The sequence below is a fragment of the Leifsonia sp. fls2-241-R2A-40a genome, assembly GCF_030209575.1.
Taxonomy (GTDB): Bacteria; Actinomycetota; Actinomycetes; order Actinomycetales; family Microbacteriaceae; genus Leifsonia.
Genome location: NZ_JARVRS010000001.1, coordinates 1,099,510 through 1,121,624, shown reverse-complemented (window position 1 = coordinate 1,121,624; position 22,115 = coordinate 1,099,510). Strand labels below are relative to the sequence as shown.

At 71.2% G+C, this 22,115-nt stretch carries 23 protein-coding genes; 18 read left to right on the top strand and 5 right to left on the bottom strand.

Features of this window, described 5'->3' with window-relative positions; all coding sequences use genetic code 11:
- Positions 1 to 32: 32 nt before the first annotated feature.
- From QRN40_RS05620 to QRN40_RS05590, 7 genes are read left to right on the top strand one after another with little or no spacing between them, the layout of a single operon-like run.
- Positions 33 to 899: an ABC transporter substrate-binding protein gene (locus QRN40_RS05620; protein ID WP_285114526.1), complete on the top strand. Its 867-nt coding sequence runs from the start codon at positions 33 to 35 to the stop codon at positions 897 to 899.
- Between the two features lie 27 nt (positions 900 to 926).
- Positions 927 to 1,715, top strand: a complete 789-nt coding sequence (locus QRN40_RS05615; protein ID WP_285114525.1) for an amino acid ABC transporter permease — start codon at positions 927 to 929, stop codon at positions 1,713 to 1,715.
- Positions 1,712 to 2,482 carry an amino acid ABC transporter ATP-binding protein gene (locus QRN40_RS05610; protein ID WP_285114524.1) on the top strand — a complete coding sequence of 257 codons (771 nt, stop codon included), beginning with the start codon at positions 1,712 to 1,714 and terminating at the stop codon, positions 2,480 to 2,482. The genes QRN40_RS05615 and QRN40_RS05610 overlap by 4 nt, the downstream gene beginning before the upstream one ends.
- Positions 2,479 to 3,498 (top strand): Gfo/Idh/MocA family protein, encoded by a 1,020-nt coding sequence (locus QRN40_RS05605; protein WP_285114523.1) that lies wholly within the window; start codon positions 2,479 to 2,481, stop codon positions 3,496 to 3,498. The genes QRN40_RS05610 and QRN40_RS05605 overlap by 4 nt, the downstream gene beginning before the upstream one ends.
- Before the next feature lie 5 nt (positions 3,499 to 3,503).
- Complete coding sequence (locus tag QRN40_RS05600; RefSeq protein ID WP_285114522.1) at positions 3,504 to 4,634, top strand: NAD(P)/FAD-dependent oxidoreductase; 1,131 nt, start codon at positions 3,504 to 3,506, stop codon at positions 4,632 to 4,634.
- A 45-nt stretch (positions 4,635 to 4,679) separates the two neighbouring features.
- A complete protein-coding gene (locus QRN40_RS05595) occupies positions 4,680 to 5,309 on the top strand; it encodes an HAD-IA family hydrolase (protein ID WP_285114521.1) in 630 nt (209 codons plus the stop codon).
- Positions 5,310 to 5,358: 49 nt separating this feature from the next.
- The gene (locus tag QRN40_RS05590) at positions 5,359 to 6,255 is read left to right on the top strand and encodes an alpha/beta fold hydrolase (RefSeq protein WP_285114520.1); all 897 of its coding nucleotides are present in this window, start codon (positions 5,359 to 5,361) and stop codon (positions 6,253 to 6,255) included.
- Here QRN40_RS05590 and QRN40_RS05585 read toward each other — a convergent pair.
- Positions 6,252 to 6,680 (bottom strand): hypothetical protein, encoded by a 429-nt coding sequence (locus QRN40_RS05585; protein WP_285114519.1) that lies wholly within the window; start codon positions 6,678 to 6,680, stop codon positions 6,252 to 6,254. The genes QRN40_RS05590 and QRN40_RS05585 overlap by 4 nt on opposite strands.
- A 1-nt stretch (position 6,681) precedes the next feature.
- Entirely contained in the window at positions 6,682 to 7,734 is a 1,053-nt protein-coding gene (locus QRN40_RS05580; RefSeq protein ID WP_285114518.1) for a glycoside hydrolase family 6 protein, read from the bottom strand.
- 227 nt (positions 7,735 to 7,961) lie between these two features.
- Between QRN40_RS05580 and QRN40_RS05575 the strand changes: the two genes are divergently transcribed.
- The 4 genes from QRN40_RS05575 (at position 7,962) to QRN40_RS05560 (ending at position 11,222) form a co-directional block, all read left to right on the top strand.
- A complete protein-coding gene (locus QRN40_RS05575) occupies positions 7,962 to 8,432 on the top strand; it encodes a hypothetical protein (RefSeq protein ID WP_285114517.1) in 471 nt (156 codons plus the stop codon).
- 56 nt (positions 8,433 to 8,488) lie between these two features.
- Positions 8,489 to 9,661 carry an alpha/beta fold hydrolase gene (locus tag QRN40_RS05570; RefSeq protein WP_285114516.1) on the top strand — a complete coding sequence of 391 codons (1,173 nt, stop codon included), beginning with the start codon at positions 8,489 to 8,491 and terminating at the stop codon, positions 9,659 to 9,661.
- Between the two features lie 20 nt (positions 9,662 to 9,681).
- Entirely contained in the window at positions 9,682 to 10,407 is a 726-nt protein-coding gene (locus QRN40_RS05565) for an IclR family transcriptional regulator (protein WP_285114515.1), read from the top strand.
- 98 nt (positions 10,408 to 10,505) lie between these two features.
- Complete coding sequence (locus QRN40_RS05560) at positions 10,506 to 11,222, top strand: hypothetical protein (protein ID WP_285114514.1); 717 nt, start codon at positions 10,506 to 10,508, stop codon at positions 11,220 to 11,222.
- A gap of 10 nt (positions 11,223 to 11,232) precedes the next feature.
- Here QRN40_RS05560 and QRN40_RS05555 read toward each other — a convergent pair whose 3' ends face one another.
- Positions 11,233 to 12,165 carry an MBL fold metallo-hydrolase gene (locus QRN40_RS05555; RefSeq protein ID WP_285114513.1) on the bottom strand — a complete coding sequence of 311 codons (933 nt, stop codon included), beginning with the start codon at positions 12,163 to 12,165 and terminating at the stop codon, positions 11,233 to 11,235.
- A gap of 100 nt (positions 12,166 to 12,265) precedes the next feature.
- Between QRN40_RS05555 and QRN40_RS05550 the strand changes: the two genes are divergently transcribed.
- Positions 12,266 to 13,471, top strand: a complete 1,206-nt coding sequence (locus QRN40_RS05550) for a glutathionylspermidine synthase family protein (protein ID WP_285114512.1) — start codon at positions 12,266 to 12,268, stop codon at positions 13,469 to 13,471.
- On the top strand, positions 13,464 to 14,033 hold the full coding sequence (locus QRN40_RS05545; protein WP_285114511.1) for a hypothetical protein: 570 nt from the start codon (positions 13,464 to 13,466) through the stop codon (positions 14,031 to 14,033). Before QRN40_RS05550 ends, QRN40_RS05545 begins: the two co-directional genes overlap by 8 nt.
- Here QRN40_RS05545 and QRN40_RS05540 read toward each other — a convergent pair.
- Positions 14,030 to 15,922 carry an FAD-binding monooxygenase gene (locus tag QRN40_RS05540; protein ID WP_285114510.1) on the bottom strand — a complete coding sequence of 631 codons (1,893 nt, stop codon included), beginning with the start codon at positions 15,920 to 15,922 and terminating at the stop codon, positions 14,030 to 14,032. The genes QRN40_RS05545 and QRN40_RS05540 overlap by 4 nt on opposite strands.
- Positions 15,923 to 16,116: 194 nt before the next feature.
- On the opposite strand from QRN40_RS05540, the gene QRN40_RS05535 reads away from it, so the two are divergent.
- Genes QRN40_RS05535 through QRN40_RS05525 form a run of 3 tightly spaced genes read left to right on the top strand, consistent with a single transcriptional unit; the run spans position 16,117 to position 19,749 of the window.
- Positions 16,117 to 17,439 carry an O-acetylhomoserine aminocarboxypropyltransferase/cysteine synthase family protein gene (locus QRN40_RS05535; protein WP_285114509.1) on the top strand — a complete coding sequence of 441 codons (1,323 nt, stop codon included), beginning with the start codon at positions 16,117 to 16,119 and terminating at the stop codon, positions 17,437 to 17,439.
- Between the two features lie 9 nt (positions 17,440 to 17,448).
- On the top strand, positions 17,449 to 18,768 hold the full coding sequence (locus tag QRN40_RS05530; protein WP_285114508.1) for an NtaA/DmoA family FMN-dependent monooxygenase: 1,320 nt from the start codon (positions 17,449 to 17,451) through the stop codon (positions 18,766 to 18,768).
- Positions 18,769 to 18,780: 12 nt separating this feature from the next.
- Positions 18,781 to 19,749 carry an EamA family transporter gene (locus QRN40_RS05525; RefSeq protein WP_285114507.1) on the top strand — a complete coding sequence of 323 codons (969 nt, stop codon included), beginning with the start codon at positions 18,781 to 18,783 and terminating at the stop codon, positions 19,747 to 19,749.
- 36 nt (positions 19,750 to 19,785) lie between these two features.
- Here the strand turns inward: QRN40_RS05525 and QRN40_RS05520 are convergent, their stop codons facing one another.
- Complete coding sequence (locus tag QRN40_RS05520) at positions 19,786 to 20,340, bottom strand: CGNR zinc finger domain-containing protein (protein ID WP_285114506.1); 555 nt, start codon at positions 20,338 to 20,340, stop codon at positions 19,786 to 19,788.
- A gap of 69 nt (positions 20,341 to 20,409) precedes the next feature.
- Here QRN40_RS05520 and QRN40_RS05515 point away from each other — a divergent pair, with 69 nt between their 5' ends.
- Together QRN40_RS05515 and QRN40_RS05510 are read left to right on the top strand one after the other, a co-directional pair.
- Positions 20,410 to 21,396 carry a DMT family transporter gene (locus QRN40_RS05515; protein ID WP_285114505.1) on the top strand — a complete coding sequence of 329 codons (987 nt, stop codon included), beginning with the start codon at positions 20,410 to 20,412 and terminating at the stop codon, positions 21,394 to 21,396.
- A gap of 324 nt (positions 21,397 to 21,720) precedes the next feature.
- Positions 21,721 to 22,011: a hypothetical protein gene (locus QRN40_RS05510; RefSeq protein ID WP_285114504.1), complete on the top strand. Its 291-nt coding sequence runs from the start codon at positions 21,721 to 21,723 to the stop codon at positions 22,009 to 22,011.
- Positions 22,012 to 22,115 lie beyond the last annotated feature (104 nt).

Genomic DNA, 22,115 nt, shown 5'->3' with positions numbered 1-22,115 from the left:
CGTCCACCTCTTTCGACGATTGGACCCCCGCAGTGAAACGACGCACCCTCCTCCGGCCGGCCGCGCTGCTGGCCGCCGCGGCCTCCGCCGCCCTCGTCCTCGCGGCCTGCAGCTCCGGCGGCGCGTCCGGCGCCGCCACCAAGGACAACCCCTACGGACTCATCGAGGCGGGCACGGTCCGCGTCGCGAGCCTCGGCGACGCCAAGCCGTACACGTTCACCGACGCGAGCGGCAACTTCACCGGATTCGACGTCGAGCTGTTCACGGATGTGGCGAAGCGCGCCCACCTGGGCAAGGCCGTCTTCACCGGCCAGGACTTCTCCGGTCTGCTCTCCGCCGTCGCGAACCACCAGTTCGACGTCGGCGTGGCCGCCATCGGCATCACCGACGACCGCAAGAAGACGGTCGACTTCTCCGACGGCTACCTGGCCGGGTACCTCACGGTGCTGACCACCAAGAGCGCGGGCATCGACTCGGCGAAGGACCTCGCGGGCAAGCGCCTCGGCGTCGTGCAGGGCACCCTGCAGGAGTCGTACGCGGTCAAGAACTTCCCGAAGGCCAACCTGGTCCGCTTCCCGGACAACAACGCCGCCGTCTCCGCCCTCAACAGCGGTTCGGTGGATGCGCACTTCCTCGACTACGAGGCCGCCAAGAGCTACGTCGCGCAGTACCCGTCGCTGAAGGACGCCGAGGACATCCCCTCCTTCGACGCTCCCGCCGGCTTCGCCATCGCCAAGGGCAACACCGCCCTCAAGAGCGCCCTCGACACGGCGCTGCACGCGGCGATGGAGGACGGCACCTGGAAGAAGCTCTACGAGAAGTGGTTCCCGGGTTCGCCCATGCCGAAGCAGTACCTGCCGAAGGCCGAGCAGACCGCGACGCCGACCCCCTCCGAATAGGCCCGGCAGGCGATCAGGGAGATCCCCATGGACTGGCTCACCACCATCACGCACACCTTCTTCGACATCCCGTCGATGCTGCAGGTGTTCCCGCAGCTCCTCGGAGTCGGGCTCGTCAACACGCTGATCATCTCGATCGCGGCGACCGTCATCGGCGTCGTGCTCGGCATGGTGGTCGCCGTCATGGGGATCTCCACCTCCCGCTGGCTGCGCATCCCCGCACGCATCTACACGGACGTGTTCCGCGGCCTGCCGGCGATCCTCACCATCCTGCTCATCGGCCAGGGTTTCGCACGGTTCTCGCAGTCGGTGTTCGGGCCGTCGCCGTATCCGCTGGGCATCCTGGCGCTGTCGCTCATCGCGGCCGCGTACATCGGCGAGATCTTCCGCGCCGGCATCCAGAGCGTCGACCGCGGACAGCTGGAGGCCTGCCGCGCGCTCGGCCTCAGCTACGCCAAGGCGATGCGGCTGGTCGTGGTGCCGCAGGGCATCCGCCGCGTTCTTCCGGCGCTGGTCAACCAGTTCATCGCGATCGTGAAGGACTCCAGCCTGGTGTACTTCCTCGGCCTCCTGGTCGGTGAGCGCGAGCTGTTCCGAGTCGGACAGGACGCCGCTGTGCTGACCGGAAACCTGTCGCCGCTGGTGCTCGCCGGACTGTTCTACCTCGTCATCACCGTCCCGCTGACGCACCTCGTCAACTACTTCGACAACCGGTTCCGCACCGGACGCCGCAAGCCGGCGCCGCCCAAGAGCGGTCTGGACGAGCTGGACGAGGTCCAGACCCCGGCAGCCCTGACCTACGGGAGCAACACATGACCTACACCTCTCCGCTGCCGGCGCAGCAGAAGCCCGACTTCCGGGGGTCCGCCCTCCACCTCACCGACCTGACCATGGCCTACGGCGACATCGAGGTGCTGCGCGGTGTAACGCTGTCGGTCGCGCCGGGCACCACGACCTGCGTGATCGGCCCCTCCGGGTCGGGCAAGTCGACCATGCTCCGCGGCATCAACCGGCTGCACGAGCCGAAGAGCGGCGACGTGCTGCTCGACGGCGTCAGCATCCTCGGCGCCAAGCCGGATGCGCTGCGCCGCCGGATCGGTCTCGTGTTCCAGCACTTCAACCTGTTCCCGGACCACACGGCGCTGCAGAACGTCATGCTCGCTCTGCGGAGCGTCAAGCGGATGCCGAAGGCGGAAGCACAGCGGGTCGCCGAGGAGCGGCTGACCGAGGTGGGGCTCGGAGAGCGGATGGATCACCGCCCGCGCGACCTCTCCGGCGGTCAGCAGCAGCGCGTGGCGATCGCCCGTGCGCTGGCCATGGAGCCCGAGGTGATGCTGTTCGACGAGGTCACCAGCGCTCTCGACCCGGAACTCGTGAAGGGCGTGCTCAACCTGATGGCCGACCTGGGCCGCCGGGGGATGACGATGGTCGTCGTCACACACGAGATGAACTTCGCCCGCAAGGTCGCCGACCAGGTGGTCTTCATGGACGAGGGTCGCGTTGTGGAGGCCGGCCGTCCGGACGACCTGTTCGACCGTCCGCAGAGCCCGCGCCTGCAGCGCTTCCTTTCGGAGGTGCTGTGAGCGGCGGGGGCCCCATCCGCGTCGGCCTCATCGGCTACGGGGTCGCCGGGCGGGTCTTCCACGCGCCGTTCCTGGCGGCGGATCCCGCGTTCGAACTGGCGGCGGTCGTCACCTCGCAGACGGACCGGCTGGCCGCAGACCACCCGGACGCGACGGCGGTGCCCGATGTGGATGCGCTGCTCGCGCATCCCGGACTGGACCTGGTGGTCGTCGCCTCGCCCACCCCGCTGCACGTCGCGCACGCCGAGGCTGCGATCGCCGCGGGACTGGCGACCGTCGTCGACAAGCCGTTCGCACCCGACACCCTGTCGGGCCGTGTGCTGATCGAGCGGGCGGAGACCGCAGACGTGCCATTCACCGTCTTCCAGAACCGCCGGTGGGACGGCGACTTCCTCACTCTGCGCCGCCTGGTCGACGATGGCTCCCTCGGCGACGTACGCCGCTTCGAGTCGCGATTCGAATGGTGGAAGCCGTCGGCCGACGACTCGTGGAAGTCGACCACCGACGCAGGCGAGGGCGGCGGTATCCTGTTCGACCTCGGCGCGCATCTGATCGATCAGGCGCTGCTGCTGTTCGGACCCGGTCGTGTCTCCCACGCCGAGCTCCACAACCGGCGCGGGGGCCGTGCGGATGACGACGCGTTCGTCGTCCTGCAGCACGAGTCGGGAACCGTCAGCCACCTGTGGATGAGCGCGGTCGCCCCGATCGCCGGGCCGCGTTTCCGTGTGCTCGGCTCCCGCTCCGGCTTCGTCTCCTGGGGCCTCGACCCGCAGGAGGCGCAGCTCGCCGGCGGGATGCGCCCGGGAGACCCGCGGCTCGGCCGCGCGAGCGCGCCGGCCCGCCTGGGGACGGACGCGCACCCCGACGAGATCCCGCTCGCACCCGGCGATTACGCCGACTTCTACGGGCGACTGGCCGCATCCTTCCGGGACGGCGCCGCACTGCCCGTCGACCCGCGAGACAGTCTCGCGGCCCTCGAACTGATCGACACCATTCACACTCAGAACCGAAAGTGAGCACCATGACCACGCCATCCATCCGTTCCCGCGTCGTCGTCATCGGTGGCGGCATCCTCGGCGTCTCCACGGCGGTCCACCTGGTCCGTTCCGGCGCCGACGTGACGCTGCTGACCGAGGGCGAACTGGCCAGCGGCGCCAGCGGGCGGTCGCTCTCGTGGCTGAACACCGCCGGCCTGCGCTCGCCGGAGTACCACGCCCTCCGCCAGCTCGGGATCGACCGCTACCGCACGCTCGCGGCGCGTTCCGACGTGTCGGCTTTCCTCCGCTTCGACGGCGGCCTGACCTGGGCGCCGGACGGCGAGTCCTTCGCGTCGATCCTCGACCACGAGCGCTCGATCGGCTACGACGCCCAGTGGGTCACCGCCTCGAACGTGGCCGAGTGGACGCCGGGCGTCGACCCCGCGGCCCTCGCCGCCGAGGGCGCCATCTTCAACCCCGGGGAGGGCTGGGTCGACCTGCCGTCGCTCATCGCGTTCCTCGCCGCCGAGTTCACCGCCCGCGGCGGACGTCTCGTCACCGGCGCCGGGCGCGCTGTGGTCCTGGTCGAGGACGGCCGCGCCGTCGGTGCGTTGACCGCGGACGGCCGTCGCTTCGGCGGCGACGCGGTACTGCTCGCGACCGGTCCGGACGTCCCGGCTCAGGTGGCCGAGCACGGCATCACCATCGAGGACGGCAGCCCCACGGCCCTCCTGGTCTGGACGAAGCCGGTCGAGACGGAGCTGAAGGCGGTGCTCAACACGCCGAACGTGGCCGTCCGCCCGACGCCGTCCGGCGCGCTCGCCCTCGACTCGGCCTGGTCGGAGGAGGCGCTGATCGTCGGCGACGACGGCTCGGTCACCGTGCCGGACGGCGTCGTCGACCGTCTGCTGGAGGAGGCGTCCCGCGTGCTCGCCGGCAACCCCGCGCTCGCGCTCGACGGCTTCGGAATCGGCGGCAAGCCCATCCCGGGAGACGGCGACCCCGTCCTCGGCGAGCTGGAGCAGCTCTCCGGCTACTTCGTCGCCTTCACCCACAGCGGTGCCACCCTGGGGCTGATCGCGGGCGAACTGCTCGCCCGCGAGATCCTCACCGGCGAGAAGTCGCCGCTGCTCGACACGTTCCGCCCGGCGCGCTTCTCGGGCGCCCTGGTGTGAGCGACCCGGCCGCTTCGGTCTCAGCACGTCTCCTAAGCTCGGAAGGTGGATGAGATCGAGGCGGCCGGGTTCCTGTTCGACATGGATGGGACGCTCGTCGACTCGACGGCGGTCGTCGAGTCCGTGTGGACGGCGTTCGCGCAGCGGCACGGCATCGACCCGGTGGCGCTGCTCGCGTACTCGCATGGGCGCCAGGCCCTGGATACGGTCACGCGTTTCCTGCCGGCGCTGAGCGATGTCGAACGGGCCGGACTCGTGCGTCAGCTGGTCGCCGAGGAGGTGAGCCGCACCGACGGGATCGTGGAGATCCCGGGCGCGGTGGCGCTGCTCGAGCGGCTGCTGGCCGAGGGCGCACCGGTCGCGGTCGTCACGAGCGCCCCGCGCGAGCTGGCCGTGGCCCGGATGCGCGCCGCGGGCGTTCCGGTGCCGGAGGTGCTGGTGGCGGCGGAGGACGTCGAGCGTGGCAAGCCCGACCCGCAGGGGTACCAGCGCGCGGCCGAACTCCTCGGCGTGCCGATCGCGGACTGCGTCGTCTTCGAGGACGCGGAGGCCGGGCTGGCCGCCGCGGTCGCCTCCGGCGCGCGTGCCGTCGTGGTGGGAAGACACGAATCCGCGACGACCGCAGGCCTCGGCCGGCTCACCGACTACGCGGGGTTCCGGGCGCTCCTCGCCTGACACACAAGAGCATTGCGCGAGCGTGCCCGCCGCGAGGATCATCGGCCATATGGGAACGACGAGCGCGCCGAGGCGCCTTCCCAGGCGCCCGGCATCCGGTCTGGCGGAGCGGTGGACCACGGTCGACGGCGTCGACGTGTTCTACCGGGAGTCGCCCAGTCCGCCCGACGCGCCGGCCATGATGCACGTGCACGGCTTCGGACTCTCCGGGCGCTACCTGCTGCCCACCGCCGAACGCCTCGCCGACGAGTTCCACACGCTCGTGCCCGACCTGCCCGGCTTCGGTCGCAGCGGGAAGGTGCCCAACGGCCTCGACATCCCCGACCTGGCGCATGCAGCCGCGCGCTTCCTCGACGACCGGGGTATCGAGAAGGTCACCCTGGTGGGGAACTCGATGGGCTGTCCGGTGATCCTCGAGTTCGCGCACCACTATCCCGAGCGGCTCGAGCGGGCCATCCTCGTATCGCCTGCCGGCGGCGCCTACAACAGCCCTCTTCGGCGCGCGGTCGGCCAGCTCACCCGCGACGGCGGCCGGGAACCACCGCGAATGATGCGGGTCGCGACGCCCGACTATCTGCGCTTCGGGGTGCCCAGCACCTTCAAGCTGTTCAGCGCCATGACGCACTACCCCTCGCTGCAGCGGCTCCTCGAGTTGCGGCTGCCCACCCTCGTCGTGATCGGCGACCGGGACCCGCTGCTGCCGCACCCGGACCGGGTTCAGGCGATCGCGTCCGCCACCGACAACCACGTGCTGGTGGTCCGGATCGAAGGCGCTGCGCACGCGATCAACTTCAGTCATCCGGGCGAGCTGGCCCACGCCATCCGGCTGTTCATGGCGGACAAGCCCATCGTCGACGATCCGGACTCTCCCGGGCACGCCACCCTGTACGAGATCCACCGCGGCACGCACCTGCCGGAGACCGACAGGACGGACAAGGCGGACTAGGCGGAGGACCCCGCGCAGATCGTCGCGCGGACCCAGGCGTCCGTCTCCTCGAGCGGGAGCTCGCCCGCCAGGATCAGGCGGACGAAGTCGACGGCGTGGTCGGTCAGCCGCCCGTCGGCCGAGTCGGGCGCATCCCGGCCGACGTGGATGGAGAGCCAGCGCGTCGCACGCGGCCCGAGCCGCGCCGCGACCGCGACGATGCCCGCGAAGTGCCGCGCCTGTCCCTCCGTGCCGTCGTCGACGTGGCGGCGGAACCCGCGGCCGCGGATGCGGTTCGCACCACCGCGACCGGCGTCGAGGAACCACAGCGGTCCGCGGCGGACGCCCGCGACTTCGTGTCCGAGCTCGCGCAGGAACTCGCCGGAACCGGCGGCGCGCGCTGCGATCCCCGCGCACGCCTCGGCGAGCCGTTCACAGGCGGTCACGTCAGCCCTCCTTCCCGTGGACGAGCGCCTCTGCGCCTGCCTGCCACCAGACCCCCGCGGCCGGCCCGCCGTTGCAGCTTCCGTCGCTGACTCCCGGGTGCTTCACCCAGAGCAGCGCATCCAGCTTGCTGCCCGACCCTTCGGTCACCTTCGGGTTCTCGCCCAGGGCGGCGCCGGGGGGATTGCACCACGTGCCCGTCCACCCTTTGCCGTTGCGGGAGACATCGATCACGTAGTGCTTCCAGCCGACCTTCGACGAGAGACGCCCCGCGTAGTCGCGCTCGTGCTGCGTCGTATCGAAGTTGGACACGTTCGTGAAGAAACCGTGCGCATCCTTCACCCCGGCCTGCGTGAGCCAGGAGGCCTGCTGGGTAGCGGACAGCCAGCGGCCGTTCCCGCCGTCGAGGTAGGTCGAGACGCCGGCGGATTCGAGGATGCGCACCGACGACCGCAGCAGCGGCAAGCGTGTCGCGGCGGTGCCGTCGCACTGGGGCTCCGAGAGCATGGCGAGGGAGTCCGGCTCCAGCAGCATGACCGCGTCGCTGCCCCGGAGAGTGGATGCGATGCTGCGGATCCAGGGCAGGTACTGGTCGGCGGCGAGGCCGCCCTTCGAGTACCCGCCGCAGTCGCGGTTGGGGATCGCGTAGGCCACGAACACGGGTGTCGCCTTCTGCGAGCGGGCATCGGCGATATCGTTCCGGAGCTCGGTCGACAACCGGTCGCCCTGGAACCACTCGCCCAGCCACACCGCCGTCGGAACCTCGGCGATGCGGCCGGCGAAGGAGGCGGCGGCGGGATCGCCGTCCGAGCTGAACCGTTTCTCAGCGGCCGCCGCCTCGGTGTTCGGGTCGAGATAGAGGCGGGTGGATGCGAACGCCGGCGATCGGGGCCCGGCGGCGGCGGTCGCCGTGCCGCCGGGAGACGCTGTCGCCGACGTCCCGGCAGCCGCAGGAGCCGTCCCCGTACGACCGCCCGCGGTCACAGCGAAGGCGACACCGACCGCGACGAGCACCACGGCCACGGCCAGCAGTGCGACGACGAGCGGTCTGCGCATCCGTTCCCCTTCCGGACTCCGTTCGGAAAGGCACACCCTAACAGCGTGCGGTGGACGGCATCCATGTCGCCCGGATTGGGGTACAGCCTCTTGTCCTCCAAACGACCCACAGACCGGTCTTTCTGGCTATGCTCGCGCTTGTCACACCCGAGTTACTGTCTTGAGCCCCGCGACGCCGACCCGAAGAACCGGCCCGCGGGAGAACCCGAACGCGCAAAGGACGTATCGTGCACACCACCTCCTACAACCATGCCCACGACAAGGCCCAATTGCTCGCCCGGCGCCACGAGCGCGACCTGCACTGGGCGAAGGAACGGCGCCGGCAGCACGAGCGCGAGTCCGCTGAGGCTCGTGCAGTGCTCGCGGCCCGGCCCCTGCGACTGGCCCGGAGCGCGCTGTGGAGCGGCGGTTCCCTGCTCGCGGTGACGGCCGCGGCCTGGGCGGTCGCGCTGACGGTGGTCGAGCCGTCGTGGAGCGCCGTCGTCGACGGGGCCGGGGCGCTGGTCGTGCTCGCAGTGGTGGTCGCCGTCGGGGTCGCGCTGGGCCGCATCCGCGCCCGACGCGCCGCCGCCCGCGCACTGCTGCACAGCCGGGGCGACCGCCTCTCGCACACGCAGTACCACATCCACGAGAGCGTGCACTCGTTCATCGACGCCCGCGTCGACGTCGTCAACACCCGCACCTCGATTCCCGCCTGACAGCGCGAGAACGGGTGGGCGCGCCTGCCCGGGTCGTGCGACCATGAGGCGTGCGGATGCGGGCGAGCGGACGGTACATGGCGGCCTCCCTCGCGGTCGTGCTGGCCGCCGCCCTGCTCGCCGGGTGCTCGCAGGAGATCCGCGGTGAGGAGGACGTGCTCGCGCGTCCGTACACCGGGCACTTCTACGACGATCCGCCGAGTGCCGCCGGTACTCCGGGAACGGTGGTCCGGTCCGAACTCGCGGCCGGCGGTCCGCAGGGCGCGACGGCCTGGCGCATCCTGTTCCGCTCCACCGACCAGTCGGGCCGTGCCGTCCTGAACAGCGGGATGCTGGTGGAGCCGGACGGGAAAGCTCCGGCCGGCGGCCGCACGGTCGTGTCATGGGCGCACGCCACCACCGGCAGCGCGGAGAAGTGCGCTCCCTCCCGCTCGGTCGATCCGTACGTGTGGATGGAGGGACTCACCGGGTTGCTGAAGCAGGGCTACGCGGTCGTCTCCACGGACTACACCGGGATGGGCGTCGCCGGGCCGAACTCGTACCTCGTCGGCGAGACCGAAGGGCGGAACGTGCTGGACGCAGCGCGGGCCGCCCGTGCGGTCCTCGGCGCGGCGGCGAGCGACCGTGTGCTGCTGTGGGGGCATTCGCAGGGCGGCCAGGCAGCGCTGTTCGCCGCGCAGGCGTGGAAGCGGTACGCGCCCGAGTTGGAGGTGCGCGGCGTCGCCGTCGCGGCACCGGCCACCGACCTGGCTCCGCTGCTGCGCGCCGACATCGGCGACGTCTCCGGGGTCAGCATCGCGTCGTACGCCTTCGACGCCTACTCCAGCGTGTACGACGCGCCGCTCGACTCCATCCTCACCCCGGCGGCGGTCGCGGCGCTGCCGACCATGACCGGCTTCTGCCTGCTCACGCAGAATCGCACCCTGCACGATGTGGCGCAGCCGCTGGTCGGGCGCTTCCTGGCGGGCGATCCGGAGACGACGCAGCCCTGGGCGGAGCTGCTGGCGGCCAACACGCCGGGCGCCTCGGCCCTCCCCATGCCGCTCTTCGTCGCGCAGGGCTTGAGCGACTCCCTCGTGCGGCCCTCCTCGACCTCCGCCTTCGTGGCGCTCGAGAAGCAGCGCGGCACCGACGTCACCTATGACCCGGTCGCCGGCGCGACGCACGGCAGCATCGCGAACAAAGCAATGCCGGCCGTGCTGCGCTTCTTCGACGGCGTGGCCCGCTGACCGTTTCTATAATCGAACACATGCGCCATACCGACGACGCCGCGCCCGCTGGCGGACAGACGCCCCCACTGCAGACGCTGTCGCGGGGCATCAGGATGCTGGAGCTGCTCGCCGACGCGGGCGAACCGCTGACCATCCCAGCGATCGCCTCCCGGCTCGGGCTGCACCGGTCGATCGCGTACCGCATCCTGCGCACGCTCGAGGATCACGGGCTCGTCGTCCGCGATGCCGCCGGGGCCGTGGAGCTCGGCCCGCGGATGGCCACCCTCGCCCGCGCCGTGTCGCGCGACCTGCAGTCGGCGGCACTGCCGCAGCTCACGGCCGTCGCCAACGAGCTGAGCATGACCGCCTTCCTCGCCGTGCTCGACCGCCACGACGTGGTGACGCTCGTGACCGTGGAACCGTCGCACGCCCACGCGACGGTCGCACAGCGCCCCGGGACCCGCCACCCCCTCGCATCGGGCGCCCCCGGGATCGCCATCCAGTCGAATCTCACGGAGGCGCAGTGGCGGGCGCTTCCCGGCGAGCACCCGCGCGACGACGCGGCGGTGGCGCGGGAGCGCGGGTACGCGACCAGCCACGACGAGGTCATCGCCGGCCTCGCCTCCATCGCGGTACCCGTGAGCGCTCCCGGACAGCCGGTCGCCGCCCTGGCGGTCGTCTACGTCACCAACGACGTCGATGCCGACGCGATCGGCGGACGCCTGCGTGAGGCGGCCGCCGCCATCGAAGCGGATCTGCGCTGACCGGCGTGCCACCGCCTCCCGGTGCGGCCCCTTCTGCGTCGGTCGTGGCGGCGTTCGGGGGAGCCGGACCCGTCACGCGTCTGGAGGGAGGCCGCGGGGTGACGTGGAGGGCCGGCTCGGTGGTGCTCCGGCCCGCCGAAGCACTCGGGGAGACGGAGTGGGCGTCGGATGTCCTCAGCACTCTGGAGGGCTCCGCCGAGTTCTGCGTCCCCGAGCCGATCCGGGACGAGAGGGGAGCATGGACGCGCGAGGGATGGCACGCGATGCGGTGGGTCCCGGGAGCTGCCGATCCCTCTCGGACGGACGACGTGCTCCGTGCCGGCGCGGCGTTCCACCGGGCGCTCCGCGGGGTGGAGCTGCCCGCCTTCCTCGACCGGCGCGATCACGCCTGGGCGCGTGCCGATCGGATCGCGTGGGGTGAGGAGGGAGGCGTTCGGGATGAGCTGCTCGATCGCCTGCGCGCGGCAACCCGAGCCGTCGACCTCCCTGCCCAACTGATCCATGGCGATCTGCTCGGCAACGTCCTGTTCTCGAGCGGCCGTCCGCCGGCGGTCATCGACTGGGCGCCGTACTGGCGTCCCGCCGGCTACGCCGCTGCCATCGTCGTGGCGGACGCGGCGTGCTGGCACGGGTACCCCCTGGATCGGCTCGGCGACGATCGGGGCCAGCCGGAGTGGCGGCAGCTGCTCCTGCGAGCCCTCGCCTTCCGGATGGCCACCCTGCAGCTCGTGGGGAGCTGGTCCGACGAGCTGAATCGTCGTCACACGCCCGTGGCCGAGGCCGTTCTCGCGTTGAAAGAGACCGGCGGGCGCTGATCCCGTCGGCTCAGGCCGCCTCGAGGCCGCCGCGTTCGACGAAGTCGCGGTGCAGCGCGGTCTGCGACAGGGCCGACAGCAGTGTGAAGCCGGCCAGCGCATCCCAGCCGCCCGTCCAGGTCAGGGCGCTCGCGGTCTCCCAGACGGTGCCGCCGGGGTGGGCGGCGACCTCCCGCGCTCGCCGCAGGTGGTGCTCGCGCAGCCCGGCGCAGCGCTCGGCGAGCCCGCAGAACGTTCGCTCGTGGCCGGGAAGGGCCTGCACGCCGGGGCCGCCGAGCTCGCCGACCCGCGTCAATCCGGCGAGGTAGTCGGCAATGGGATTCGTCACGGACGGCCCGCCGAGGCCGAGCCCCGAGTTGACGGTCGGCAGCACGTGGTCGCCGGTGAAGACGAGGTCCGCACCCTGGTCGTGCAGGCAGAGGTGCCCGGGGGTGTGGCCCGGCGTCCAGAGCACGCGAACGCTGCGGCCCGGGATGTCGAGCACGTCGCCGTCGGCCAGCAGCGCATCCGGCCGGCCGGCGCCCGGCGGAACCGGTGCCGAGGTGACCGCCAGCAGCTCGGGCCGGCGCTCCTCGGGGACACCCCACGCCTGCAGGTCCGGCACGGGCAGCCCGTCCTCGATCGCGTTCAGCGCCTCCGCCTCGCGTGCGTGCATGAGCACCGGTGCTCCGGTGGCCTCGCGCACGGCGGCGGCCGCGCCGGCGTGGTCGGCGTGGAGGTGCGTCACCACGATCGCGGCCACGTCGCGCGGTGCGCGACCCAGCGCATCCACCGCGGCGAGCAGCGTCGATACGGCGGCCTCCGTCGGCGATCCGGGGTCGACGAGATGCAGCCGCGAGCGGTCATCCTCCACCAGATACGCGAGGCTGAACGGCAGCCCGCCGCCGGGCATCGGGATGCGCACCGCGTGCACGCCGTCGGCGATCGTCTCGAAGGGGGCCACGTCGTCAGGCTAGCCCGGCACTGTGCCCTCTCGGGTTCGGTTACGCTGTCGTTCGACGAACGCCGGAAGCCGGCGGTGAGGGGGCCGGCAGATGCGGCGGGTGGACTCGACGCCCCGCGACGACTGGCGCTCGCGGCTGGACGAGATCGGGTTCACGTTCTACGACCTGCCGTCCGAGGGCGGGCGGCCGTATTGGAACGAGAATGCCGCCTACGCGTTCACCCTGCGCGAGGTCGAGCTGATCGAGGCGGCGACCCAGGAGCTCTTCGACCGCTGCATGGACGCCGTCGAACACGTGGTGCGTCGCCGCCGTTTCGCCGAGTTCGGTATCCCCTCGCGGTTCCACGACCTCGTCGCCGAGTCGTGGGACGACGACGACCCGACCGTGTACGGCCGCTTCGACCTCGCCTACGACGGCGAAGGCGCGGTCAAGCTGCTCGAGTTCAACGCCGACACGCCCACCTCCCTCGTGGAGTCGGCCGTCGCGCAGTGGCAGTGGCTGACGGAGGTGCGCGGAAGCGGCGCGGATCAGTTCAACTCACTGCACGAGCAGCTGATCGAGCAGTGGGAGCACATCCGGCGCGAACGCTGGTCGCTGCCGGAGGGGGCGCGTCTGCACCTCGCCTCGCTGCACGACTCGGGCGACGGGCAGCTCATCGTCGAAGACTTCGAGACGGTCGCCTACATGGCAGAGACCGCGAAGGCCGCCGGCTTCGACCCCAAGCTCGTCTACATCGAGGACCTGCAGTGGGATGTCGACGCCGCGCGCTACCTCGACGGCGACGGCGAAACCGTGAGCCACATCTTCAAGCTGTATCCGTGGGAGTGGATGGTGAACGAGCAGTTCGGCGGTTTCCTTCTGCAGAGCCGCGAGACCACGCGCTGGGTGGAGCCGGCGTGGAAGCTCCTGCTCAGCAACAAGCAGCTCCTCGTGGTGCTGTGGGAGCTCTTCCCCGGGCACCCGAACCTGCTCCCCGCCTTCGCGGATGCCGCCGCGCTCGCCGGCGACGCGTTCGTCCGCAAGCCGCGGCTCGGCCGCGAGGGCGCCAATGTGACGGTGTTCGATCGGGAGGGCGCCGTGGTCGCCGAGCAGGAGGGGCCGTACGGCGACGAGGGATACGTCCACCAGCAGCGGGCGCGCTTCGCGCCGATCGCGGACAAGACGGCGGTGATCGGATCCTGGGTCGTCGGCGAAAGCCCGGCAGGCATGGACCTGCGCGAGACGAGCGGCCCGATCACGGGCGATCTGGCCGAGTTCGTGCCGCACTTCATCGACGACGGCATCGAGGAGGAACGGCGTGCGTAGTCAGCGGCCCATTGCCCTCAGCGGAATCGCCGCGGCCCACCGGGCGCTTCCGCGCGCCGTCGTCGGCGTGACCACGTTGGCTGCGGCGACCCTCCTGCTCGCCGGGTGCGCGGCCGACGAGGAGGGGACCGTCCGCGTCGCCTCCGACGGCTCGACGTACGTGCTCCCGGACGACGCCAGGCGGCCCGAGTACCGCACGCGGGAGGACTGCATTGCGGACGTGACCGAGCAGCTCGCCGCGCTCCGGGCGGACGGCAACGACGTGGACGACGACCCCGAGTCGCTCTGCGAATCGTCCGCGTCCTATCCCGGTCACTACCATTCGCCTTGGATCGGCCCCATCCTGTGGGGAGCCTCGCTGTGGAACAGCAACCGGGTCGCCTCGTGGTCGCCGGTCCGCGACGGCGGCTTCTCCTGGACCAGCGCCAACCTGCAACCGGATGTCGTGCAGCGCGCACCCGCCGGCGCAGCGGCCGGCGAGCGTGCGCCGCTGAAGGGCGGCTTCGGCAGCTCCGGGAAGTCCGGGATCGGCGGAGCGCGCGAAGGCAGCGTCGGCGGCTAGCGGGCCAGCGTCCGCGAGCGGGCGATCGGGCGGAAGAACGCCGCGAGCTCGTCCGTCGCGCTCAACGGGAGGACGGCCGACACGTACTGGTCGGGCCGCACGACGACGATCGCGCCGTCGCGGTCGATCCCGCGCGTCTCGAAGATGTCGTCGGCGGGGTCGGCGGCGTACACCTTCTCGTAGTCGATCAGCCCGAACGGGCCGACGCGGGGGAGGAACAGTTCCGGCACGGCGCCGAGGTCGACCGAGGCGTGGTCCTGCTGGTACACGACCTTCACGTCGAACCAGGCGTCGGGATCGGCACCCTCCGGCGTCGCGGCGAGCGGCGACTCGGGCGAGGACGACATCCACTCGGCGAGGCCCGCCACGCCCGACGTCTTGCCCGCACGAGCGCGGTCCGCGAACACGTAGATGCGCCAGCGGCCGTCGGCCCGGGCGTGATGCCCGAGGTGCACGGGGTTGCCGTCGCACACGCGCACGACCGGAGCCGACTTGAACCGCTTGCCGACGGGGAAGCCGGTCGCGAGCTGCTGGTGCGCGGCCTCGCCGACGATGAGCGATGGCGCGTACTGGGTCATGAACCCCGCCGGGAACTCGGCGGTGGCGACGTAGAAGTCCTCCAGCTCCGACGGGCTCTCGAACTCCTCAGGCTTCTTCGCCATCAGGGTCGACCACTCCTTGTCGAAGTCGATCAGGTTCTGCGCGACGACCTGGCGCTCGGCGGAGTACGTCGCCAGCAGCGACTCGGGGGCGCGGCCGTCGAGCACGTGGCCGAGCTTCCAGCCGATGTTGAAGCCGTCCTGCATCGACACGTTCATGCCCTGCCCGGCCTTCGCGCTGTGCGTGTGGCAGGCGTCGCCGGTGATGAAGACGCGCGGCGTGCGCATTCCGAGCTCCTCCGGCAGCACGTCGTCGAAACGGTCCGTGAGGCGGTGCCCGACCTCGTAGACGCTGTGCCAGGCGACGTTGCGCACATCCAGCGTGTACGGGTGGAGGATGGCGTTCGCGCGCTCGATGATCTGGTCGATCGTCGTCTGCCGCACGGCCCCCTTGTCGTCCGGGGCGACCTCACCGAGGTCGACGTACATCCGGAACAGGTAGCCGCCTTCACGCGGGATCAGCAGGATGTTTCCCGCCTCCGACTGGATCGAGCACTTCGTGCGGATGTCGGGGAAGTCGGTGACGGCGAGGGCGTCCATGACCCCCCAGGCGTGGTTCGCCTGGTCGCCGGCGAGGTGGCAGCCGATCGCTTCACGGACCTTGCTGCGCGCCCCATCCGCGCCGACGACGTACCGGGCGTGGACGACGCGCTCGGTGCCCTCGTCCGGCCCGGCCGTGCGTCGCAGCGTCACGGCCACGGGATGCTCGCCCTCACCCACCTCGAGCCGGACGAGCTCGTAGCCGTAGTCGGGCGTCATGCGCGACGGCGAGTTCGCCATCACCTCGGCGAAGTAGTCGAGCACGCGCGCCTGGTTCACGATCAGGTGCGGGAACTCGCTCACGCCGGTCGGGTCGTCGACCGGGCGGGCCGTGCGGACGATGCGAGACGGGTCGGTCGGGTCCGGCTTCCAGAACGCCATCTCGGTGATGCGGTACGCCTCGGCGATGATCCGCTCCGCGAAGCCGAACGCCTGGAAGGTCTCGACGCTGCGCGCCTGGATGCCGTCCGCCTGTCCGATCGCGAGCCGGCCGGGGCGGCGCTCGACGATCCGGGTCACCACGCCGGGGAACTGGGCCAGCTGCGCGGCGGCGATCATGCCGGCGGGGCCCGTTCCGACGATGAGCACGTCGACCTCGTCGGGCAGCTCGGCGGGCCGGTCGATCCCTGTGCCCGCAGGCTCGTGGATGCGCGGGTCGCCGGATACGTAGCCGTGGTGGTGGAACTGCACGGTGTCCTCACTTCGTCGTAAGAGTCGCGTTCATTATGCGAACGCCGCGTTCGCATATCGCGCGACCAGAGTAACCCATCCCGTGCTGGATGGCAGCGCCCGGCACGATCGCCAGCCGCCTGGCCTCACCCAGGCGGACGTAGCTTTCCGCAACAGAGGGTGATCCCGGGGAGGCGGTGCCCCACCATGGGGGAATGTCGGAGTTCAGCACAGCACAGGTGCACGCGGGGGAGGCCCGCGACGCCGCCCACGGCGCCCGCGTCACGCCCATCTACCTGACCGCGGGTTTCGAGTTCGACAGCTACGCCCAGGCGGAGGGACGCTTCGGCGGCGATGAGCCCGGCTACACGTACAGCCGCTCCGGGAACCCGACGACCGCCGCGCTGGAGCGCCGCGTCGCCGCGCTGGAGGGAGGGCGCGAGGCCATCGCCGTCGGAAGCGGCCAGGCCGCGCTGACGGTCGCGCTCCTCGGACTCGTGCAAGCGGGCGACCACATCCTGTCGGCGCAGAGCGTCTACTCCGGGACCCGCGGCCTGTTCGAGAACGGCCTGCGCCGACTCGGGATCGAGATCGAGTTCGTCGACGACCCGACGGACCTGACCGAGTGGCGCCGTCGGGTGCGGCCGAACACCCGCGCCCTGTTCGGCGAGTCGATCGCGAACCCGGGCACCGACATCCTCGACATCGCGGGTGTCGCCGCGGTCGCCCGCGAGGCCGGCGTCCCCTTCATCGTCGACAACACGCTGGCCACTCCCTACCTCCTGCGCCCGGGCGACCACGGGGCGGACATCGTCGTGCACTCCGCGAGCAAGTACCTGGGCGGTCACGGCTCGACCCTCGGCGGCGTCGTCGTGGATCAGGGGAGCTACGACTGGGCCTCCTCCCCGTTCGCGCACCTGACCGGTCCGGACGAATGGCTGGAGGGCGCGAGCTATGTCGAGGCGCACGGTGCCGCGGCCTACACGGCCTTCTCGCGCTCGGTGGTGGCGTCCCTCTTCGGGCCGGTGCTGTCCCCGCTCAACGCGTTCCTCATCCAGCAGGGCGTGGAGACGCTGTCCCTGCGGGTCCAACGGCAGTCGGACACGGCGCTCGCCGTCGCCCGCTGGCTGGAGGCGCAGCCGGAGGTGTCGCGGGTGGACTACGCGGGCCTGGAGTCGCATCCGTCGTACCCGCTGGCGTTGCGGTACCTCCCGAAGGGGCAGGGCGCCGTGCTCGGCTTCACGCTCGCCGGCGGATCGGTGGCCGCCGAACGGTTCTACGACTCGGTCGAGCTGTTCAGCCGGATGACTCACATCGGCGACGTCCGCTCGCTCATCCTGCACCCCGCATCCACCACCCACGCGCACCTGCGCCGGGAGGTGCGGGAGGAGACGGGCATCGGCGACGGCCTCCTGCGGCTGTCGATCGGCCTCGAAGACCCGGACGACCTGATCGCGGACTTGGCGCGAGGGATCGCGGCGGTGGCGACGGCGGACGCGACAGTGGCGGATGCCGTCGTCGCGGCGGCGGGACGGTAGGAGGAGACCATGGCACGACTGCAGCACTTCGGCTGGTTCTTCAGCCGCGGCTTCGGGCCGCAGGGCTGGGGACGCCCCTACTGGGAGTGGGGCTACGACTGGAAGCGGCCCGACATCTACCAGCAGTCCGCCCGGGAGCTGGAGCAGGCGGGCCTGGACCTCGTCATCATCGAGGACGCGCTCTCGCTCGGCTTCCCGGACACCGTCGACCTGCGCGTCCGCGAAGCGTACGGCGGACCGAAGCACGATCCGCTGATCCTGTCGCCCTACCTGCTGGATGCGACCCGGCACCTGGGGGTCGCCCCGACGATCAACGCGGGCGCTTACCCTCCGTATGTCGCCGCGCGGCAGTTCGCGAGCCTGCACCACCTGAGCGGGCACCGCTTCGGGGTGAACGTGGTCACGGACGTCGGCAGCGCCCGTCACCTCGGCCTCCCGGCGCTTTCGCACGACGCCGCCTACGACCGCGCCGAGGAGTGGCTGACGGTCATCCGCCGGCTGTGGCACAGCTGGGATGACGACGCGCTCGTGCTGGACGCCGCGACGCGCCACTTCGCCGACGGCTCGAAGATCCGGCCGTTCCAGCACGAGGGCGAGTACTTCCGGGTGGCCGGTCCGCTCAATGCGGTGCCGTTCACCGACGGCGACCCCGCCATCGTGTCGCCGGGCGGGTCTCCGCGCGGGATCGCCTTCGCCGGGACGCACTCGGACGTTCAGCTGGCCCTCGCCCCGCTGGATGCGCAGAGCATCCGCGACTACCGCGCGAAGGTCCGTGCGGCGGCGGTCGCTGCCGGCCGGCACCCGGACTCCATCAAGGTCCTGTTCGTGTTCAAGCCCGAGGTCGTCGCGAGCGACGAAGAGGCGCGCCGGGTGGTGGAGGCGTCGAAGCATCCCACCGATGAGGAGCTGTACCGGGAGCTGGCCGGCCAGTCCAGCGACCTGGAGACCGACTTGACCAGGCTCTCGCTCGACGAGCCGTTCGACGTGTCGGTGTTCGGTGACCACGTGTCGCAGGGCAGCATCAAGGGCCTCTTCGGCAAGCAGGGCGTCCGCGAGGGCGTCACCCTCCGCGAGCTGATCGCCCCGAAGGCCGTCAAGGGCCTGATCACCGAGCGGGCGGGGTTCGTCGGCACGGCCGAGCAGATCGCCGATTTCATCGAGGAGCTGGGGGAGGAGGCCGACAACGACGGTTTCATCTTCTCGGGAGACCTGCACCCGGTCACCCTGCACCGCTACCTCGACGAACTCGTCCCGGTGCTGCGGCGCCGCGGGATCCTGCGCACCGAGTTCGGCGACGGGGGCATCCGCGCGAACCTGTCCGACTTCTGACGCGGTGAGCCGGTGAGTCGCCGGGGTCTCGGTCTCGGGCTGGTGGTGATGCTCGCCGCGCAGCTGTCGTTCAGCACGAGCAGCATCCTGCTGAAGCCCCTGCTGGACGCGGGCTGGTCGCCCGCCGCGGCAGTGGCCGTCCGGGTCGCGCTGGGCGGGCTGATCCTCGCCGGGCCCGCGCTGATCGCATTGCGCGGTGACCTGCGCCCGCTGCTGCGCTACTGGCGTCTCGTGCTCGGCTACGGCCTGATCGCGGTCGCCGGAACGCAGGTGCTCTACTTCGCGGCGGTCCAGCGGCTTCCCGTCGCCGTCGCGCTGCTCATCCAGTACTCCGCCCCGGTGCTGATCGTGGTGCTGGGCTGGCTCCGGGGAACCCCGGTGCGGTTCGTCGTGGCCGCGGGCGCGGTTGCGAGCGTCATCGGCGTGGTGCTCGTCGTCGACCCCTTCGACTCCGGCGGCGCGAGGGATGCGGCGGGCGTCGCACTCGCGCTGGCGGCGGCCGTCTGCCTGGCCGGGTACTACCTGATCTCCGCCGTGCCCACGCCGGGGCTGCCGCCGCTCGCTCTGGTCGGCGGCGGGCTGCTGGTCGGGGCCGTGGCCACGGTCGCCGTGGGCGTCACCGGGCTGCTGCCGCTCACCGCGTCCGCACAGCCCGTGATGCTGGGCGGGGCGACGCTGCCGTGGTGGATGCCGATGGGGATCGTGGCCGTCGTCGCGACCGCACTGGCGTACTCGTTGAGCCTCGCGGGCTCACGGCGGCTCGGATCGCGGCTGGCGTCCTTCGCCGGGCTGACCGAGGTGGTGTTCGCGGCGGGTCTCGCCTGGGTGCTGCTCGGAGAGCGGCCGGGACCGCTGCAGTTCATCGGCGGGGCGTGCATCCTCGCGGGGCTGGTGCTCGTGCGGATGGACGGGGTGGCGGTCGCCCGTCAGCCGAGCGGCACGAGTCAGCCCGATTCGTCCAGGAAGTCGCTGAACGCCTGACCGCCGGCCGAGTCGATCGACTCGTCCAGGTCGGCGCTACCCCGCCTGCTCCTTCCGCGCGCGGAACGCGATCATGTTCATCCGGTTGCCGCAGCGGACGCTGCAGAAGCGCTTCGAGCCGTTACGGGAGAGGTCGAGGACGAGGCCCGTGCAGTCGTCGGCGGCGCAGACCTGGAGGCGGTCCAGCTGGTCGGAGCGGATCACGTCGACGAGGGCGAGGGCGATCTCGACGCGGATGCGTTCGGCGAGCGGCGCGTCCAGGGACGTGGCGTGGAGGTGCCAGTCGAAGCCGTCGTGACGTATGAGGTAGGGGAGGGCGTGGGCTTCGGCGAGCATGGCGTTCACTTCGAGGGCGGCGGCGTCGCGGTCCAGCGCCCAGGTGAGGCGCACGCGCTCGCGGGTCGCCCGCACGTCGCGCAGCTCGGCCTCGTCGCCGTCGACGCGGCCGGAGTAGCGGTTCTCCGCGAGAAGCTGCGCCAGCTGAGCGGTCGTCGCGAGCTCGTCGTCGCCGCTACGGGAGGCGCCCGGGTCGGTGTCGCACAGAGCGACGGCGAACTCCAGCGCATCCACCGTGTCAGGGGCAAAATGCAAGTTGACTCCTTACTCGCGACGGGGCTAGCGTCAGGACCATCATCCCTCTCAACCCTGACAGGTGACCCCATGACGCACCGGCACCCGACCACGCTCGGCCTTCTCATCGCGGTGCTGTCCGCCGCGACGTTCGGGATGTCCGGAGCGTTCATCAAGCCGCTGCTGGAGAGTGGATGGTCGCCCACCGCGGCGGTCACCGCACGCGCATTCATCGGCGGGGTCGTGCTGCTGCCGTTCGCGCTCGTCGCGCTCCGCGGTCGCTGGTCGGCCGTCTGGCGTGGACGCTGGCGCGTGCTCGGGATGGCGCTGATCGGAGTGGCCGGCACGCAGGTGCTGTACTTCGCGGCGATCCAGCGCATCCCGGTCAGCACCGGCATCCTCGTCGAGTACCTGGCGCCGGTGCTCCTCGTCGTCGTGGCGTGGGTGCTCAGCCGGCGGGCTCCGCGTGCGGTGGTGCTGATCGGGTCCGCGGTGGCGGTCGGCGGTCTCGTGCTCGTCGTGTCGCCGGACGGCGGTGGCGGGCTCGATCCCCTCGGGCTGCTGCTCGCGGTGCTGGCGATGGTGGGCTGCGCCGCCTTCTACCTGATCGCCGCGCGTCCGAGCGACGGGCTGCCACCGGTCGCGCTGGCCGCCGGCGGACTGCTGCTCGGAGCGCTTGCGCTCGGCGCGGTAGGCGCCACCGGGCTCCTCCCGGTCACCGTCAGCTTCGCCGATGTCCCTCTGTTCGGTCAGGCGACGGCATGGTGGGTCCCCCTCGTTATCGTCGGCGTGTTCGCGACCGCGATCGCCTACGCCGCGAGCATCACCGCGACCGAACTGCTCGGATCCCGTCTTGCCTCGTTCACCGGGCTCCTCGAGGTCGTGGCGGCGACCATCTACGCGTGGCTGCTGCTCGGCGAGCGGCTGACCGTGCTCCAGCTTCTCGGCGGCCTGCTCATCCTGGGCGGAATCGCCCTGGTGCGCGCCGACCGCGGCGAGCCGGCCGACCTTCCTTCCGCCCGCGTGCGGGCGGGGACCCGGGAACTCGAAGCCACTGACGCCGGCTCTGCGATTTGAACTCCCTTCTGGCACTGATTCGCCGCTGAGGAGCACAGCACCCAGCGGCCGCGGAAAATGTTCGCGGCTCCGCGTCACGACCGAGGGTGGACTGCGTCTGAGTGGGTGAGAGGGCAGCAGCCCCTTAAGAAGTGGACTACGACCGCGTACTACCTGACCCTCAATGGACAGCCCGGTAATCCGGCCCGTGCCAGCCTGGACTGCATCATTGCCATCGCAGGAACAGGTGCAGGATTGGTCTCGACCTCAACGGGCGTCGGAGTCTGGGCAACAGCCTCTTCTATCTGGGGCATCAAGGCGTGCCTCGCCGAAGGAACAAATGAGATGACTACGACTTCTCGCGCATTCAAGCGGCCCCTACTGGTCCTTCTCATGTGGGCTCTGCTCGGAGTCGTTCTGGCGAGTATCGCGGCCCAGGTGATTCTGCAACTCACGCGTCATGCCGAGGTGGCGGACGCGCTGAACGTGATTACTTTCGGGACCCTCTCCGCGTTCTTCGTAGTGTTCGCGATCCACTACGGGCGCAAGGGGCAGCCTGTGCAGAGCACGGGCGGCTACGTCGCTGCCGGATGCTGGATGATCTACACGGCTCTTCTGGTAACTCACGTCGTGTAGAGGTTTGCGAGTCTTCACCAGAATGAAGGCCACGGTCGCAGCCCCCTGGATATCTTGTCCGGGGGGCTGTGCTGTTACTACACCCAGTTCCGCGAGGTAGTGCC

Bases quoted from the DNA above. Each gene is read 5' to 3' on its own strand.
- QRN40_RS05615 (WP_285114525.1), top strand. From the start codon at position 927: ATGGACTGGCTCACCACCATCACGCACACCTTCTTCGACATCCCGTCG.
- QRN40_RS05610 (WP_285114524.1), top strand. From the start codon at position 1,712: ATGACCTACACCTCTCCGCTGCCGGCGCAGCAGAAGCCCGACTTCCGG.
- QRN40_RS05600 (WP_285114522.1), top strand. From the start codon at position 3,504: ATGACCACGCCATCCATCCGTTCCCGCGTCGTCGTCATCGGTGGCGGC.
- QRN40_RS05590 (WP_285114520.1), top strand. From the start codon at position 5,359: ATGGGAACGACGAGCGCGCCGAGGCGCCTTCCCAGGCGCCCGGCATCC.
- QRN40_RS05580 (WP_285114518.1), bottom strand. From the start codon at position 7,734: ATGCGCAGACCGCTCGTCGTCGCACTGCTGGCCGTGGCCGTGGTGCTC.
- QRN40_RS05570 (WP_285114516.1), top strand. From the start codon at position 8,489: ATGCGGGCGAGCGGACGGTACATGGCGGCCTCCCTCGCGGTCGTGCTG.
- QRN40_RS05565 (WP_285114515.1), top strand. From the start codon at position 9,682: ATGCGCCATACCGACGACGCCGCGCCCGCTGGCGGACAGACGCCCCCA.
- QRN40_RS05535 (WP_285114509.1), top strand. From the start codon at position 16,117: ATGTCGGAGTTCAGCACAGCACAGGTGCACGCGGGGGAGGCCCGCGAC.
- QRN40_RS05530 (WP_285114508.1), top strand. From the start codon at position 17,449: ATGGCACGACTGCAGCACTTCGGCTGGTTCTTCAGCCGCGGCTTCGGG.
- QRN40_RS05515 (WP_285114505.1), top strand. From the start codon at position 20,410: ATGACGCACCGGCACCCGACCACGCTCGGCCTTCTCATCGCGGTGCTG.
- QRN40_RS05510 (WP_285114504.1), top strand. From the start codon at position 21,721: ATGACTACGACTTCTCGCGCATTCAAGCGGCCCCTACTGGTCCTTCTC.